This window comes from Zwartia panacis (genome assembly GCF_030410395.1).
Lineage (GTDB): Bacteria > Pseudomonadota > Gammaproteobacteria > Burkholderiales > Burkholderiaceae_B > Zwartia > Zwartia panacis.
On record NZ_JAUHHF010000005.1, the window covers coordinates 114,842 to 130,119 of the forward strand.

18 protein-coding genes are annotated in these 15,278 nt (G+C 46.7%); 11 read left to right on the plus strand and 7 right to left on the minus strand.

Going from position 1 to position 15,278, the window contains the following annotated elements:
* Window positions 1-24: 24 nt before the first annotated feature.
* On the plus strand, window positions 25-921 hold the full coding sequence (gene cyoE / locus QWY30_RS09075; protein ID WP_290240292.1) for a heme o synthase: 897 nt from the start codon (window positions 25-27) through the stop codon (window positions 919-921).
* Window positions 922-1,494, plus strand: a complete 573-nt coding sequence (locus QWY30_RS09080; RefSeq protein WP_290240293.1) for an SCO family protein — start codon at window positions 922-924, stop codon at window positions 1,492-1,494.
* 5 nt (window positions 1,495-1,499) lie between these two features.
* Here QWY30_RS09080 and QWY30_RS09085 read toward each other — a convergent pair whose 3' ends face one another.
* Window positions 1,500-1,736, minus strand: coding sequence for a DUF3717 domain-containing protein (locus QWY30_RS09085; protein ID WP_290240294.1), 237 nt, complete (start codon window positions 1,734-1,736; stop codon window positions 1,500-1,502).
* A 125-nt stretch (window positions 1,737-1,861) separates the two neighbouring features.
* On the opposite strand from QWY30_RS09085, the gene QWY30_RS09090 reads away from it, so the two are divergent.
* From QWY30_RS09090 to QWY30_RS09100, 3 genes are all read left to right on the plus strand, one after another.
* On the plus strand, window positions 1,862-2,428 hold the full coding sequence (locus tag QWY30_RS09090) for a PhaM family polyhydroxyalkanoate granule multifunctional regulatory protein (protein ID WP_290240295.1): 567 nt from the start codon (window positions 1,862-1,864) through the stop codon (window positions 2,426-2,428).
* Window positions 2,429-2,498: 70 nt separating this feature from the next.
* The gene (glmU, locus tag QWY30_RS09095) at window positions 2,499-3,875 is read left to right on the plus strand and encodes a bifunctional UDP-N-acetylglucosamine diphosphorylase/glucosamine-1-phosphate N-acetyltransferase GlmU (RefSeq protein ID WP_290240296.1); all 1,377 of its coding nucleotides are present in this window, start codon (window positions 2,499-2,501) and stop codon (window positions 3,873-3,875) included.
* Window positions 3,872-5,257 carry an MFS transporter gene (locus tag QWY30_RS09100; protein ID WP_290240297.1) on the plus strand — a complete coding sequence of 462 codons (1,386 nt, stop codon included), beginning with the start codon at window positions 3,872-3,874 and terminating at the stop codon, window positions 5,255-5,257. The genes glmU and QWY30_RS09100 overlap by 4 nt, the downstream gene beginning before the upstream one ends.
* Window positions 5,258-5,288: 31 nt before the next feature.
* Here the strand turns inward: QWY30_RS09100 and QWY30_RS09105 are convergent, their stop codons facing one another.
* Window positions 5,289-5,768, minus strand: coding sequence for an Lrp/AsnC family transcriptional regulator (locus QWY30_RS09105; RefSeq protein ID WP_290240298.1), 480 nt, complete (start codon window positions 5,766-5,768; stop codon window positions 5,289-5,291).
* A gap of 151 nt (window positions 5,769-5,919) precedes the next feature.
* On the opposite strand from QWY30_RS09105, the gene glmS reads away from it, so the two are divergent.
* From glmS to QWY30_RS09130, 5 genes are all read left to right on the plus strand, one after another.
* Window positions 5,920-7,752, plus strand: coding sequence for a glutamine--fructose-6-phosphate transaminase (isomerizing) (gene glmS, locus QWY30_RS09110; RefSeq protein ID WP_290240299.1), 1,833 nt, complete (start codon window positions 5,920-5,922; stop codon window positions 7,750-7,752).
* A gap of 71 nt (window positions 7,753-7,823) precedes the next feature.
* Complete coding sequence (locus QWY30_RS09115) at window positions 7,824-8,081, plus strand: hypothetical protein (protein WP_290240300.1); 258 nt, start codon at window positions 7,824-7,826, stop codon at window positions 8,079-8,081.
* Window positions 8,082-8,121: 40 nt separating this feature from the next.
* On the plus strand, window positions 8,122-8,556 hold the full coding sequence (locus QWY30_RS09120; RefSeq protein ID WP_290240301.1) for a hypothetical protein: 435 nt from the start codon (window positions 8,122-8,124) through the stop codon (window positions 8,554-8,556).
* Between the two features lie 5 nt (window positions 8,557-8,561).
* Entirely contained in the window at window positions 8,562-8,969 is a 408-nt protein-coding gene (locus QWY30_RS09125; protein ID WP_290240302.1) for a hypothetical protein, read from the plus strand.
* A gap of 333 nt (window positions 8,970-9,302) precedes the next feature.
* Complete coding sequence (locus QWY30_RS09130) at window positions 9,303-10,529, plus strand: helicase associated domain-containing protein (RefSeq protein WP_290240304.1); 1,227 nt, start codon at window positions 9,303-9,305, stop codon at window positions 10,527-10,529.
* A gap of 2 nt (window positions 10,530-10,531) precedes the next feature.
* Here QWY30_RS09130 and QWY30_RS09135 read toward each other — a convergent pair whose 3' ends face one another.
* The 4 genes from QWY30_RS09135 to QWY30_RS09150 form a co-directional block, all read right to left on the minus strand.
* On the minus strand, window positions 10,532-10,684 hold the full coding sequence (locus QWY30_RS09135; protein ID WP_290240306.1) for a hypothetical protein: 153 nt from the start codon (window positions 10,682-10,684) through the stop codon (window positions 10,532-10,534).
* Window positions 10,685-11,748: 1,064 nt separating this feature from the next.
* The gene (locus QWY30_RS09140; RefSeq protein WP_290240308.1) at window positions 11,749-12,441 is read right to left on the minus strand and encodes a hypothetical protein; all 693 of its coding nucleotides are present in this window, start codon (window positions 12,439-12,441) and stop codon (window positions 11,749-11,751) included.
* 10 nt (window positions 12,442-12,451) lie between these two features.
* Complete coding sequence (locus tag QWY30_RS09145; protein ID WP_290240310.1) at window positions 12,452-13,063, minus strand: DNA polymerase III delta subunit-related protein; 612 nt, start codon at window positions 13,061-13,063, stop codon at window positions 12,452-12,454.
* Between the two features lie 8 nt (window positions 13,064-13,071).
* Entirely contained in the window at window positions 13,072-13,713 is a 642-nt protein-coding gene (locus tag QWY30_RS09150; RefSeq protein WP_290240312.1) for a hypothetical protein, read from the minus strand.
* A 150-nt stretch (window positions 13,714-13,863) separates the two neighbouring features.
* Here QWY30_RS09150 and QWY30_RS09155 point away from each other — a divergent pair, with 150 nt between their 5' ends.
* Complete coding sequence (locus QWY30_RS09155) at window positions 13,864-14,580, plus strand: HMG-box domain-containing protein (protein ID WP_290240314.1); 717 nt, start codon at window positions 13,864-13,866, stop codon at window positions 14,578-14,580.
* Here QWY30_RS09155 and QWY30_RS09160 read toward each other — a convergent pair.
* Window positions 14,577-15,230, minus strand: coding sequence for a hypothetical protein (locus QWY30_RS09160; protein WP_290240316.1), 654 nt, complete (start codon window positions 15,228-15,230; stop codon window positions 14,577-14,579). The genes QWY30_RS09155 and QWY30_RS09160 overlap by 4 nt on opposite strands.
* Window positions 15,231-15,278 lie beyond the last annotated feature (48 nt).

Genomic DNA, 15,278 nt, shown 5'->3' on the forward strand with positions numbered 1-15,278 from the left:
GTACGTTTCATTTAAATAGTGACCATGTCTAGCTTGACTGCCACATCTCCGAACCTGTTGCGTCAGTACCTTGTGCTGACAAAACCGCGCGTGACCCAACTGGCGGTCTTTTGCGCCGTGATCGGCATGTTTCTGGCTACACCAACGTTGCCCGACATGCAAAAGGTGGTCGCCGGTACGATCGGTATTTGGTTGTTGGCCGCCGCAGCATTTGCAGTGAATTGCCTGATCGAGCAGCGTATCGACGCGCGCATGTTGCGAACCGCGCGCCGGGCGACTGCCGCGGGCACTATTTCCTCCGCGCAAGTATTGATATTTTCCGGCGTGCTGGGTGGCCTGGGGATGTTTATCCTCTACCGCTGGGTCAATCCCCTGACAATGTGGCTGACGTTCGCGACATTTGTGGGTTATGCGGTGATCTATACCGTGATTCTCAAGCCACGCACGCCGCAGAATATCGTGATCGGTGGCCTGTCGGGAGCGATGCCTCCAGCCCTGGGCTGGGCTGCCGTGGCAGACGCAGTACCCGCCGAGGCGTGGTTGCTGGTGTTGATCATTTTCATCTGGACCCCACCTCATTTCTGGGCGCTGGCGTTGTACCGGACGAGAGATTACGAAAACTCGGGCTTGCCGATGCTGCCTGTCACGCATGGTCAGCAGTTTACGCGTCTGCACATACTGCTCTATAGCATTGCGCTGATGGCCACAACCGCGTTGCCTTACGTGATCGGTATGAGTGGCTGGCTGTACTTGTTGTGCGCCATGGTGCTCGGCGCCATGTTTGTCTGGTACGCATGGAAACTGTATCGTCAATATAGTGATGAGTTGTCTCGCAAGCTTTTCCGCTTTTCCATTTTGTACCTTTCACTTTTGTTCGCTGCCTTGTTGGCCGATCACTGGCTGATCGTGGTGGCACGCTAGATGAGAGTCGCTATTTTTTCCTTGTGTTTGTGGTTGCTTGCGGCCTGTGGCGATGGCGGCTCCGTCACGTTCAAGGGTAGCGATATTTCAGGTACCAAGCTTGGTCAAAACTGGAGCTTGGTCGGAATGGACGGAAAAACCTATACCCCGGCAAGTTTTCAAGGCAAGGTGACACTTGTTTTTTTTGGTTTTACCCAATGTCCTGATGTGTGTCCGACCGCCTTGGCTGAGCTCACACAAGTGATGAAATTACTCGGTGATCGCGCGGCGCAAGTTCAGGTGCTGATGATTTCGGTCGATCCCGAGCGTGATACGCCAGAGGTGTTACGCGCGTATATTTCAGGATTTAATCCTAAATTTCTGGGGTTGACAGGTACGCCCGAGCAGATCAAAGCTGCAGCTGGCTCATTTAAAGCGTATTACGCCAAAGTTCCCGCCGCAAAAGGCGCGTATTCGATGGATCACAGCTCTTCTTTTTACTTGCTGGATAAAAAAGGCGAGGCGCGCGTGATGCTTAACAGCACAATTGGGGCAGCAGCTGTTGCCCAAGACATTGAGGCGCTATTGCGCTAAGGCCCTTATTTTTGCTGTGCCGCCAAAGTGGCCTCGCGCCATGTGCGCAGTGCTGTCTGTGCACGATCGGATAACTGAGAGATCTCGAGCTGAGACCGTCGTTCGATAATCATCAATGCGTAAGGCGTCGCCAAGCTCGAGGCTTCGGGACATAAACGTAGCTCCTCCCCAATGGAAGGACTGCGCTGGCGCCAAAAATTAATGGCGGCTTCAATTTCGGGGAGAGTAATAGAACTTTGCATCCCGCTATTGTCCCAGAATATCGACTGGACTTCCAAAGAAAGCCGCACTTTAATGGGTCTTGGCGCGCGTCGCCCAGAGTGGCAGGATACGAGTAATATGTAAGGGTTCACCCCATGGAAGACGCATGATGACAACGAATCCAAACAATCCCTTTGTGCTGCCCGGGCTCGGTCAGAGCGGAGAAATGGCGTCCAATCCTTTGTTTGCGAGTCTTGAAATGATGCGTCAGACCTTTGGCGCGCTTTCTGGTGCGAACGGTATGGCCAAGGGGTTGTCCATGCAACCCACCCTTGATCCAGCCGAGCTCGAAAAGAAAATCAGTGAGCTTAAGTCGGTGGAAAGTTGGCTCAAACTCAATCTGTCCATGCTGAGCAGCACAATTCAGGGTATGGAGGTTCAGCTTGCGACGATTACAACGTTGCAGCAGTTTATGGCTGCGAACACAGGCTCAGCTCAGTCCGAATCCAAGCCTAAAAAGGCGAATGTTTCCTCCAAGACAGATCCGGGCGCGACTGATCCACCAAGCTCAGATGCTGCGCAGGCTTGGTGGAACATGCTGACGCAGCAATTTGGTCAAATCGCTGCGGCGACTTCTGCGAGTTTGAACAAAGATCATGGGAAGGAGCCCGTGTCTGCGCAAACCCGGACGTCTGCAAAAAAATCTACCGCTCGTTCAGCTCCGAAAAAATAAGAAGCATTATTCAATCTATCGTTCAATCAAAACCGCTATTTAAAAACCGCTTTCGATTCAAAAATAAAATATGCTAAACATCGTGATACTTGCGGCCGGTCAAGGCAAGCGCATGCAGTCCAGTCTTCCCAAGGTTCTTCATCCAATTGCCGGTCGTGCCATGTTGTCGCATGTGCTGGACGCGGCAGAGTCACTCGGCGCACAAGGCATTGTGGTGGTGGTCGGTCACGGTGCTGAGCAAGTTCAGAAAGCGTATGCCAAGCACCCAGGTTTGCAGTTTGCCTTGCAGCAACCTCAGCTTGGTACGGGTCACGCTGTATTGCAAGCTGTCCCTCTATTACAAGAAGATGGTCATGAGGATGTGACCATCGTTCTTTATGGCGATGTTCCACTGGTGCAGCCTGAAACGCTCAGAGCGCTGCTGGCGGCGCGCGGACAAGGCTTGGCTGTGTTGACTGAGATTTTGGCGGACCCGACAGGCTATGGACGGATTGTGCGCGATGCTAGAGGTCAAGTATGTGCGATTGTCGAGCACAAAGATGCGGATGCCACACAGAAAGAGATTAAAGAGGTCAACACAGGCATTGTCGCGGCGCCCACGCGCATGTTGAAAGCATGGCTCTCTCGCTTGACGAACAACAACGCACAAGGCGAGTATTACCTCACGGATATTATTGGCATGGCGGTCGCTGACGGATTAACGGTCAGTGTGGCGCATCCTGTTGCGGCCTTTGAAACGCTTGGTGTCAACAGCCGTGCTCAGCAAGCGCAGCTCGAGCGACTTTGGCAGAACGAACTTGCCCGACGGCAGCTCGAGGCTGGCGTGACGCTGGCTGATCCTGCGCGGTTTGATGTGCGAGGAACGTTGACGTGCGGTCAGGACGTTTTTATCGATGTCGGATGTGTCTTCGAGGGCAGTGTGACTTTGGGTGATGGGGTCCGCATTGGTCCTCACTGTGTGCTGAGAAATGTTGTGCTCGGCGCGCGTACCCGTATCGAGGCATACAGTCATTTAGAGCAGGCTCAAGTAGGCGCCGATGCGCAGATCGGACCTTATGCGCGCTTGCGTCCCGGCGCAGTGCTGTCGGATCAAACGCACGTGGGTAATTTTGTAGAAATCAAGAATTCAGTGATGGGCAAAGACAGCAAAGCGAATCACCTCGCTTATGTCGGGGATGCGGATGTGGGTGAGCGCGTCAATATTGGTGCGGGAACGATTACCTGTAATTACGATGGAGCGAACAAGCATCGCACCATCATCGAGGACGATGCTTTTATCGGATCAGACACGCAGCTGGTGGCGCCAGTGCGCGTGGGCAAGGGCGCGACGCTCGGTGCGGGTACTACCCTCACGCGTGATGCACCTGCCAATCAGTTGACTGTCACACGTGCCAAGCAGACGTCGATTGATGGCTGGAAGCGCCCGGTTAAAAAAGAAAAAGCATGAGCGAAAAAGAAGTAAATCAACCAAAAGAAGTAATCGAAGGTTTACCGCCTGGGCGGCGGGGCATGGCGGCCTTGGCCTTGGCGTTGGGGCTGATGCTGGCGGTGCTGGACGCCACCATGATCAATGTGGGTTTGCCTTCAATCGCTGAAAGTCTCAATGAGTCCGCTTCGACGGTCGTTTGGGTTGTCAACGCCTACAGTCTGACTGTAGCGATGACTTTGCTCCCAATGGCCGCGATTGGCGAGCGCATTGGGTTCAAGCGGTTATTTCGTTACGGGTTGATCACTTTCGTTTTGGCAGCGCTGGCAAGTGCGCTGGCACCTAATTTGCCCGCGCTTCTTGTCAGCCGAATTTTTCAAGGTTTAGGCGGGTCGGCGATCATGTGCTTGTTTGGCGCACTGGTGCGTCATATTTATCCGCCCAGTTTGATCGGACGCGGTATCGGATTAAACGCATTGACAGTCGCAGTGTCTTCGGTGATGGGACCTTCGATTGGTTCGTTTATTCTTTCCGTCGCGACATGGCACTGGATTTTCTTTTTTAGCGTGCCAATGGGTTTGCTGACTCTGTTGGGTGTGCGATATCTGCCCGATGTAGCACCTTTGAAGTCCCGCTTCGATTGGCAGGCAGCAATGCTGAGCATGTCAACGATCGGCTTGTTTATTATCGGTATTGATTATTTGATGGGCGCAACCTGGCATGGCATTGCACTGATTGCAATCGCCGGTTTGATCGGCGTAGCGCTTGTCCGTCGGTCAAACAAGCAATCCGCGCCACTTGTTCCGGTCGATTTGTTTCGTATCCCAGCGATGCGTTATGCACTGGCAGCCTCGGCAAGCACTTTTGCGGGCCAGATGGCTACGCTGGTGTCACTTCCATTTTATTTGCAGATCACACTTGAGCGTTCACAGCTTTCGGTGGGTTTCTTGATGGCGGGCTGGCCTGCTGGCGCAGCTGTGATTGCTTTGATTGCAGGCCGTTTGTCAGATCGTTTTTCCGTGGCTTTACTGTGTGCGCTGGGAGCAGGGACGATGGCGCTTGGTTTATTGTGTGTCGTCTTGATGCCAAAATCGATTGCCGATGTTTGGTTGTTTATCGCGATGCTGGTTTCAGGTGTGGGGTTTGGTTTTTTTCAGACGCCCAATAACCGTGTCCTGATTGGATCGGCACCACGTCATCGCGCTGGCGCCTTAGGTGGACTACAGGCGACAACGCGGGTATTCAGTCAAACCTTTGGTGCTGCAGTTGTTTCGCTTGTGTTTGGGCTCGGGCTGAATTCCGGACCGATGCTGGGACTTTTTGTCGCGATCTTTTTTTCCACGATCGCATTGGTGGTGAATATTGTTCGCCATCGCCTGGTACCCAATAGCAAGCTTGGTTGATGAGTGGGTGTTTATCCTGGACAAGCGATCGCTAGCCCAGATGACTCAGCACAATATGTGTATCGAACTTACTTCGGTACACTGAAAAGAATGTACGAACATTTCGCACATTCGCTTCGGCCGTGAGTGCGCGATGCACTAGCGCATGATAGGCAGGCATGTCTGGCACTTGAGCAATCAACACGAAGTCCGGTCCGGTCGACACGCGATAGCATTGAAGAATAGCCGACTCTTCTTGCACCGCCTCTTCAAATGTTTGCAGTTTTTCAGCGGATTGAATATCGAGGGTGACTTCGATGATCGCTGTGAGTGTCGTCCCGACTTTTGAGGCGTCGATGATGGCAACTTCTTTGGCAATGACGCCTAATTTTTTGAGTCTGCGTACGCGACGCAGACATGTCGGAGGTGAGGCGTGCACCCGTTCTGCAAGGGCATGGTTCGTGAGACTCGAGTCACGTTGAAGCTGTTCGAGAATGCGTCGATCGAGGTCGTCCAGGGTATCGAGTGTCATTGATAGTAGATCAGTCCTAATTTATGTCTCAAATATTGAAATAATATTTCATTAAAAACAATCATAAATCAATTATTTCATTCGTAATCAATTTATGAAATAATATTTCTTTCCCAAATGGGCACAATTAGACATTCTTAGGAGAAAGTCTATGTGCGGCATCGTTGGCGCCGTCGCTTCGCGCGACATCACCCCCATTTTGGTTGAAGGCCTCAAGCGTCTCGAATACCGCGGGTACGACTCCTGTGGCGTAGCGGTGTATGACAATGGTGGTCTGCGCCGAGCTCGCAGCACAGAGCGTGTCGCTGAATTGGCCTCTGACATCGAGAGTAACCATATTGCTGGTTTCACCGGTATCGCGCACACGCGATGGGCCACGCACGGTGCCCCTGTCACGCGTAATGCGCACCCACACTTTTCCGCAGTCGGAAAAGAAGCCGCGAGCATTGCCCTCGTACATAACGGGATTATTGAAAATCACGAAGAGTTGCGTGCGGAGCTCCAAGCAGCGGGTTATGTTTTTGAAAGCCAGACGGATACCGAAGTGATCGCGCATTTGGTGCGTCATCTCTATGCGGGTGATTTACTCGAGGCAGTACAACAGACAGTAAGACGGCTGCATGGTGCCTATGCGATCGCAGTGTTTTGTCGTGATGAGCCGCATCGCATTGTCGCAGCACGTCAAGGCTCGCCTTTGGTAATCGGACGTGGCAAAGGTGAAAACTTTTTGGCTTCAGATGCCCTGGCGCTCGCGGGCACGACGGATCAAATCATTTATCTTGAAGACGGTGACGTAGCAGACTTGCAATTGGGCAATGTCTGGATCATGGATCAATCAGGCAAGTCGGTTGAGCGCAAGGTCAACACTGTGCATGTGCATACGGGTGCAGCCGAGCTTGGTCCCTATCGCCACTACATGCAAAAGGAAATATTCGAGCAGCCTCGCGCCGTTGCGGATACGCTCGAGGATGTTGAGTCCATTACGCCAGAAATGTTTGGTGATCAGGCCTATAAAGTTTTCAAAGATATTGATCGTGTCTTGATACTTGCCTGCGGCACCAGTTATTACGCAGGCTCGACCGCTAAATACTGGATCGAGTCGGTTGCGAAAATCCCTGTCTCGGTAGAGATCGCAAGTGAATATCGCTATCGGGATAGTGTGCCCCATCCTAAAACGCTGGTCGTGACGATTTCGCAGTCGGGAGAGACCGCGGATACGCTAGCAGCGCTAAAGCACGCCCGCAGCCTTGGGATGGAACAGACGCTGACAATCTGCAATGTGTCGACGAGTGCGATGGTGCGTGAATGCAAGCTTGCGTACATTACACGCGCGGGTGTTGAAATTGGTGTGGCTTCCACCAAAGCATTTACGACCCAGCTTACCGCATTGTTCATGCTGACTCTGGCATTGGCGCAAGTGCACGGGCAGCTGACCGAGGAGCAGGAATCTCAGCACATCAAAGCGTTGAGACATTTGCCGGTTGCGATTGGCGCCGTACTTGCGCTCGAGCCGCAAATCATGGCGTGGGCAGATCGCTTTGCCACCAAAGAGAACGCGCTTTTTCTCGGGCGCGGGATGCACTATCCGATCGCACTCGAAGGTGCACTCAAACTTAAAGAAATTAGCTACATCCATGCTGAGGCCTATCCTGCTGGAGAGCTCAAGCATGGTCCCTTGGCACTTGTCACGGATCAGATGCCCGTTGTCACGATCGCGCCTAACGATGCCTTGCTTGAAAAACTCAAATCAAATATCCAGGAAGTTCGTGCGCGTGGGGGTGAGCTTTATGTGTTTGCCGATGCGGATACCAAGCTTGTCAGCAGCGAAGGTTTGTATGTGATCCGCATGCCCGAGCATTATGGGTTGTTGTCGCCGATACTGCATACGGTGCCACTACAGTTGCTGGCCTATCACACGGCATGCTCGCGAGGAACGGATGTGGACAAGCCGCGGAACTTGGCTAAGAGTGTGACGGTGGAGTAGTTTCGTTAGGGGGTAATAATTCAGAAGGTTTTCTCGTCCGTTTCAGACTGACGCTAAGGACGAGAGGCTTGATGATTGGGGCGTATTCTGGTTATCAGGTCGAGCTTTCAGACAAGATTATTACCCTTCGCGATGAGCAGAAATTTACATATAAACAGATTGCAGACCAACTGATTGCTGAAGGGTATCGCTCACCAAGAGGGTTCGATTTAGGAGCAGAAAGTGTCTTTTCTATTTATAAGAAGCGCAAGATTCGAGATGTACGTCTTAATGCAATGTCAGACCCGATTCTCTCTGGTGTAGAAGTGATTAGGCTTAGAGATAAATGAGGCAGATGAGTCATAAAAACCGACGGAACTTATAAAACTTATGGCGTACCTTCTAGACACAAATATTTTTAATCAATTGGTGGATAATCGAATTTCAATCGATGAACTCCCACAAGATGATTCATTGCTTGCTACATATCTTCAAATTGAAGAGATAAACAAAACAAATAATCAAAATCGTAAAGACGAACTTCTTAAAAAGTTTCACGAAGTGAACCCCAAAAGAGTACCAGTAGAAACAGCATTGTTTGATGCTACCCCTTGGAATGAGGGTAAGTATGGGGGCGATAGTGAACTATATAAAGAACTTCTGATAGAACTTGACGCAATGAATAACAAAAAAGCGAATAACTATGCGGATGTTTTGATAGCAGAAGTTATCATTCAAAATGGACACACACTTATTACAGCAGATCAAGACTTAGCTGATCTAGTGGAAAATAGAAACGGAAAATTGATACGTTTTCCTGCTTAGACGTTATGGAAACATATACAAAATTAGAAGTTGCTGTAAGGGCTCTTCTTCAAGCAAAAGAGCGATACCTTCAAGCCGATTATGTATCAGCAACCATACTTGCTGGTGCTGGACAAAAAATAGTAAGAGATATTTGCAAAAGCCGGGGAATCGAGCCGACAATTAAAACACTCAGCAATCAAAGTGGATTCACTGTGCAAGAAATTCATAACTTGGTTGTGGATTCATATAACAAGATGAAACACGCTGACACTGATCCTGATGGGTTCGTGAATGTGTCAGAAGAAGAGCCTCGAGCACTAATGACTCTAGCTGCAACAGATTTAATGCGTTTAAAAGAAATTAAGTCGAAAGAAATTGCAGATTTCACCGATTTTGTCAGGATGATTAAAGGCCAACCACAACAGTCATAATCTTTGCGTTTGTAGACTGCGAATACGAAAACTGCTTGTTTGGAGATTTGCGTATCGCCTCTAACTATTTTTCCTTGTTGATTGAGCGTGTTTAAAATTCTCTGAATTGTTAAAGTACTCATTAAAAAATGCTTTCAGCAATGACAAATCACTCCAGATTTGTTATGGCCGAGCCGTTTAGATAATCCGTCGAATTGATTACAAAGTCTCAAGTAGTTTTAAAGCAACTGTTTGATTTCCGGTAAGTTACTCAGATACTACGAAAATGCACAATAAGACATTGGGCAGCTCGAACAATAGCTAAATTAACCCTTTACCACTTAGAAAAATCAAATGGCAGTTGTACACAAGAAATTCTCCTTCACGCTAGAAGGTCTGCCTGAGATTGGCGAATATTTTGGGTATGAAGACTATCGGCTCGCACAACCCGAAAGAGGGCTGTTTTATGTTGGCATCGGCGATCGAAGAAGGGTCAAATTGCCCGAGCGTCATCACAACCGTGGGCATTCGAATATTGCCAATGTTCACGGAGTATTGAGGAAGGTGGTCAAAGTATTTGACTCAGTTGATGAGATGAATGCTTGGGAAATTTCCCGAATAAAGCAGGTCCGCAATGCAGGATTAACCTTGGTTAATAAGGCTGACGGAGGTGAGGGAACCAGAGGCTTGATGCCTTGCAGAAATTTATTAACGGGCGAAACCCAAGTTTTCCGTATTGATGAAATACCCGAAGGATGGGCTCATTCCTCTACGGGGATGGTTCCTTGTAGAAACATATTGACAGGTGAATCAACCAATTTCGCTAAAGGCGCAATTCCTGAGGGTTGGGAAACTGTTGGCAAACGTCTTGTTTTAACTAGACATATCAGCACTGGTGAAATGAAACGCTTCTTCCCTGAGAGTGTTCCCGAGGGATGGACTGCTGCTAACACAGGTAGAGCAACTTTTAAGAATCCCTTAACGGGCGAGACTGCTATGTTCGACACAGCACAAGTTCCAGAGGGATGGGTACACATTTTTACTGGAATGGTTTCGTGTCGAAATATGGAGACAGGTGAAAACGCTGCGTTTCCTGTAGATGCGATACCAAAGGGCTGGTCAGGTGTAACCAAAGGCTGGATGGCGATGAAGAATCCTGTCACTGGTGAAACTGGTTCATTTCTCAAAGGAACAGCACCTGCAGGTTGGGTTGGAGTGAACTCAGGTAATAAAAAGAAAAACTCCAACTTTGAAAAGGTCGAACAAATTGCAATTGCTAATCCTAATGCAACCAGAGCAGAACTTGTGGAGCTTTGTGTTGCGGCAGGAATCAACAAAAGCACCAGTAATGTCTATTGCAACAAACTAGGGTTGGGTAAAGAAGATCCTACATTTGCAATTAATCTTGAATTGTTAAAAAACTATGTCAAACTTCATAAGCGAATTCCAGGCAGAAACTTTGATTTCGAGGGAGTTCGACTGGGTCTCTGGTGCGACGGTTTAAGGAAAAAATTCGCCCGAGGAACTTTGTCAGAAATTCGTCAAGCAGAGCTAGAGAAGATTAACTGTTGGCGTTGGTGAAATTAAAGCGTCACGACCACAGTCACTACTTTAGAGTTCGCAGCCTGCGAATACGCAAACTGCTTATTAGGCGATTTACGAATCGCTTCCAGCAGTTTTTCCTTGCTAATTGAAGTGCCAGCCTTTTCCGTGAGTTTGATCGCTTCTTGACTCATCTCATTTTCCCTTTCGTTTATTTGCTAAAGCCTGCATCAGAACAAGTCTGACCGAGCACGTTTAAAGTTCTCTGAATTGTTGAAGTGCTCATTGAAAAACCGCTTTAAGCAGTAACGAATCACCTCGGATCGGTTGTAGCCGAGTCGTTCACATAACGAATCAAATTTAGTGATGAATTCTTGGTTTGTTCTGATACACAGAATCTGATTACGGCGTAGCTTGGTGTTCACGTAAAACTCCTTTTTTAGTAGTTTTACTATTTAGTCAATTTTTTACTTTGGTATTACCAAGGTCTTAAACCGTCAATTCAGAAAGCGACTTTTCCTTTCTTATGTAATTCATCCAATCATCAGCTTCCGACCTGATCAGTGGTTCGATCAGAAAGCTTGAGACGGTATCTAGGCTGTATAGATCCTTCTTCAGACGAACATCGAGCTCTTGCAGGTCGTAATTGAAAATTCTAGGAGCTAGTTCGGTCTTAACAAATAAAACTCCGTGGATGTGATGTGGAGCGTTACTTTTAGGCACTGGTTTAAAAAAGCTACCTTGTTCATACTCATATTGAAAGAAAGGATCCATTGGTAATACTAGGTTCCATTTAGAACTGGATCGACTGAGTCTTTTCTTAATTTTGTTTAGAACTCGATTTTCGAACTGATATTCGACTGCTCTTTTCATCCCGTCTGAGGTTTCCAGTGGAACTAGGTTCTTAAAGGTAATTGTTATTGCAAAAGGAACACATTCATCACTTTCAAGTATCCAGTCGAGTATCTGAGTGGACTGGTTTATAGGATTAGACAGGGACTTTTGGAGGATCTCGGTTCCATACCGTCTATTGAATTCTGTAGGTTCTAGGTCGTTAATAGACTTGATCATTTGTTTTCGCTTTATTCTGGGTGTGAAAGGATTATCGACTCGATGCCGACAAGGTGGGTAGGGTGGATGCAAACAGGGCAGCCTCTACGGAAGCGATACGGGCTTAACTGGCGGCGTATTCGGTTCGTATAACTATTTAGTAAAAAAAAGACCGCTCAGAGGCGGTCAGGATGAAATATTTACAAATTTATTTACTTTCAGTATCAATTGAGAAGTCATTTGCTGCGATGTAATAGGTTAGGCATTTGGACTTGCCAACAAAGCGAACTACTGTCGCTTTTGCAATTTCAACAGAATAATCATCTTCAAGAAATTTAAGATTGTCGATGAAAATTCTAAGATTAAATTTACGATCACTTTGAGCTAAAGTTATCGTTAAACATTCGTCATCAATTTTTTTAGAATTTTGTACCCGAGCGACAATAAGCTCACCGTTGCCTTCAATTGTTAGGTTTTGAACGCTAAGTGCATTTGAAGATTTAGGCTTCATCAGATTTGCGTATTTCATTATGTCTTTGATCACGATCCAGCTTAAGTCAAACCTGATCCCAGAAGGATCAAATTTAATATCCTTAGTAATTGATGTCAGTTTGTTTTCATCAGCTAAAGCAAATACAGCCTCGGATTGATGATTGGAAATTTTTATCGAATTGTCGTTAAAAAATATTTCTGAATCATTTAAAAATGAAAGGCAAGACATAATTTTGCTTAATTCATATGTGGCCGCCTTTACGGGTATTACTTCTGAGATATTTGCTTCAACAGCGACCGATTTATTTTGAGAATAGCTGCTTACTTTTGTACCTTCGCGGAAAATGAACTGGTTATTGATTGCGGAGAAATTGTTCAAAATTTCAACGGTTTCTTTCGATAATTTCATTTAATGTTCCTTAGTTAATTTCAAATTGAAGGGTCTTAATCATCCGTCTAACATCTGGAAATGTGTTTTCTAAGATTTGATCCAGAAGCTTGACGCTTGGGGGCGGGTGACCTTCGAGTAAAGCGATTTGACTTAGATGTGCCTTGAGCTGAGTAGACAATTCATCGGATTGCTCAAGGTTAAAATTCACAGGTAAAAACCGAGACCTAACTGCATTAGTTAGCTTATTTGGATCGTTAGCCGTTAAAACAAAATCGTTATGTAACGCTAACTCTTCCGACACCGCTCTAATAGCTGCTTGGGCGTCTGAAGTTAAGTTGTCGGCTTCATCCAGCAAAAGTAAACGGCGACCACCAGTAACGACACCCGAAGCAAACTCACTTTCGAGCCAACGGATGGTATCGATTGAATTATTTGTAGAACAATTAATGAAGACCGTGTTTTCAGGATTAATTAATTTGGCTACGGTGGTTTTCCCACATCCTGCATTTCCATAGAAAAGAAGAGATAGCCCCCCCTTCTTATTCACAATCCCTTGAAGTTTTCCCCTTAAGTCGTTTGACAGCAATACATCGTCAAGTTTTTTTGGTCGATATTTCAGACCCCAGTCAAGGTGTTCCATATCTCACCTCAAGCCGCTTTACGGATTAAAGGTTGAAGCGCTGACTTTAGTTTGGGAGCGACGGTTACCTTGACCTTAAGGTCTTTAAGAGTTTTGATGATCATTTGAATTTGTGATTTCAACTGCACATCAGTGGCGTCTTCTAATTCACACGTAAACGAGTAACCGACAGGAGTTCCATTTGGAACCTCTTCAGTTGTGGTGGATGTGGATACCGCTTCATCCTTGCCTGCGTTTTCTGAATGAGTGCCGTTAATAGACTTAATGACAGACCCTAAAACATTCTGGTGAATAACTCCTTCGGCGATGTATTTCTTAAGCTCCGCGCTGGTCAACCGAGAAATCTCATAGAGAGTTGTCCAGTTGTTTGGTAGGTTTTGAGCCTGAGACTTCAGCTCTGTATACCCCTTGCCAATTTGAGACAGTTTTTTGATTGAGCTTGATGTAGATTTGAAGCCGATTTTTGTACAGAAAATTTCAAATTCAGCTTTATTACCCTTGAGTTTGCTTTTAGTCTCAAAAACGACACGACCCATTTCCAGGATGTTTTCAGCAGTTTTCCGAGCGTAGCCTTTGAACTCAGTCGCTGATTCCTGAATAAAATTGATTCCGTTATTTGATAATTTAGTGTTAACAGATGAGTTACTCATTTTTATATTCCTTTAGATAAATTTAAGTACATTTAATGAAAGATTTAGAAGATTTTTTACTTCCTGAATCGATATAAACAGTTTAAAGAAAAGCTGATTTTTGCAACACTTTCAAAATAAATTGAGTATTTAATCTGTTAACATTTTTGAATGAAAAAAACACACCAACGTCACTTTCCTTACCAACATCCAACATTTGGAACCGAAAAGCGTCCGAAACAACCTTGGTATTGGGAGGACACGATTTACTTCTTATGGTGGAGCTACTTAAAGCGGAACGATGAGTACCTACAAACCTGTGAAGCATCGGGGGCGACAGGCTTAAAAAGTCTCTACGCGGACTTTGGCGATGTTCGAGGGGGGAGTTTTAAGGAATGGTGGTCTTACGAGAGTCGTGGAATGAGACTGTTTGCTGAACCATTGGTCGCTAATACCCTTCAAGTCGTTTCCAAGGAAGAGATAGGCGACTTTGAAGGCGATCTACTTTTCTTGAGCGTTCCCCTTAACTTACCAAAAAAATTTCTTCTTGAGCGATTTAGAAAGGTTTTGGCAGAGCATCACAAAGGAGAAGTGGGGAGGCAGTACGCCAAAAAAAGTAAGGCGAAATATCAATTCAAGGGACAGCCAAATATTAGAGGGATGAGAATAGCCTTAGACGTTTACGATTACATCAAGGCTAATCCGAACAAAAAGCTATGGGAAGTGGGAAAGACCTTGCCCCAATTCCAAATGGAATTAAATGAGTGCGAAAAAAAGGGAATTGTCCCTTCCTATGATTTGAAGAGAACGATTGAAGCTACTGTAAGTCGTTACAAGCGCAAAGCTACCCAAACCATAAAGAATGTATCTCTAGGACTCTTCCCTTAACGGACTGGAGCGACTTGTTCGATCACCCAAGTAAACCTTGCCGCTGCTTCATTGAAATCAGTAAACTCCTCGCCCCCTGTGGCTACTCCGATTTTTTCGTCATCTAATAAGTAGGCTCGAAGTTCACTAAGTGGTTTGAAGTCAGTAAGGATAGATGCTGGACCAAGCACCTGATAACGAATACCGGCAGTGTCCTCTTCGCTCAAAAGAATACCTACTAATGCAAACGTATCGCCATTAAGTCGATATGAAATGTATTGATCAAAAACTACACGCCCAGCTTTTTGCGCCCCACCAGTCTTAGATTTACCCTTCGAATCGAGTAATTTATGAGGAGTAAATCTTTTATGTCCAACAGACAAAGCACGTGCTTTTTCAACACTGAAATCAAAACGTAAAGACAGCAGATTTGCCAATTCCGCTAATCGGCGCGACACATCTGCTTCCTTCACTTTTGATCGACTGCTACGAACTACTCGAACAAACCCATCTGGCAGATGTAAAGCGGGTTTACGTTTTGGCTTACGAGATTCAAGTTCAAGCTCGCACATAGACGCAACTTCTTGGTTGCCTCTAACAGCGGCATTCGCAGCGAGGTTCTTAAGTTCTTCGGCCGTTAGTTTGGAAATTCGTTCAGAAGTCCAGATCATATAAAAGTCTCTCCGAAACTCTCGGACAAATTGCTAACCACGGACTTA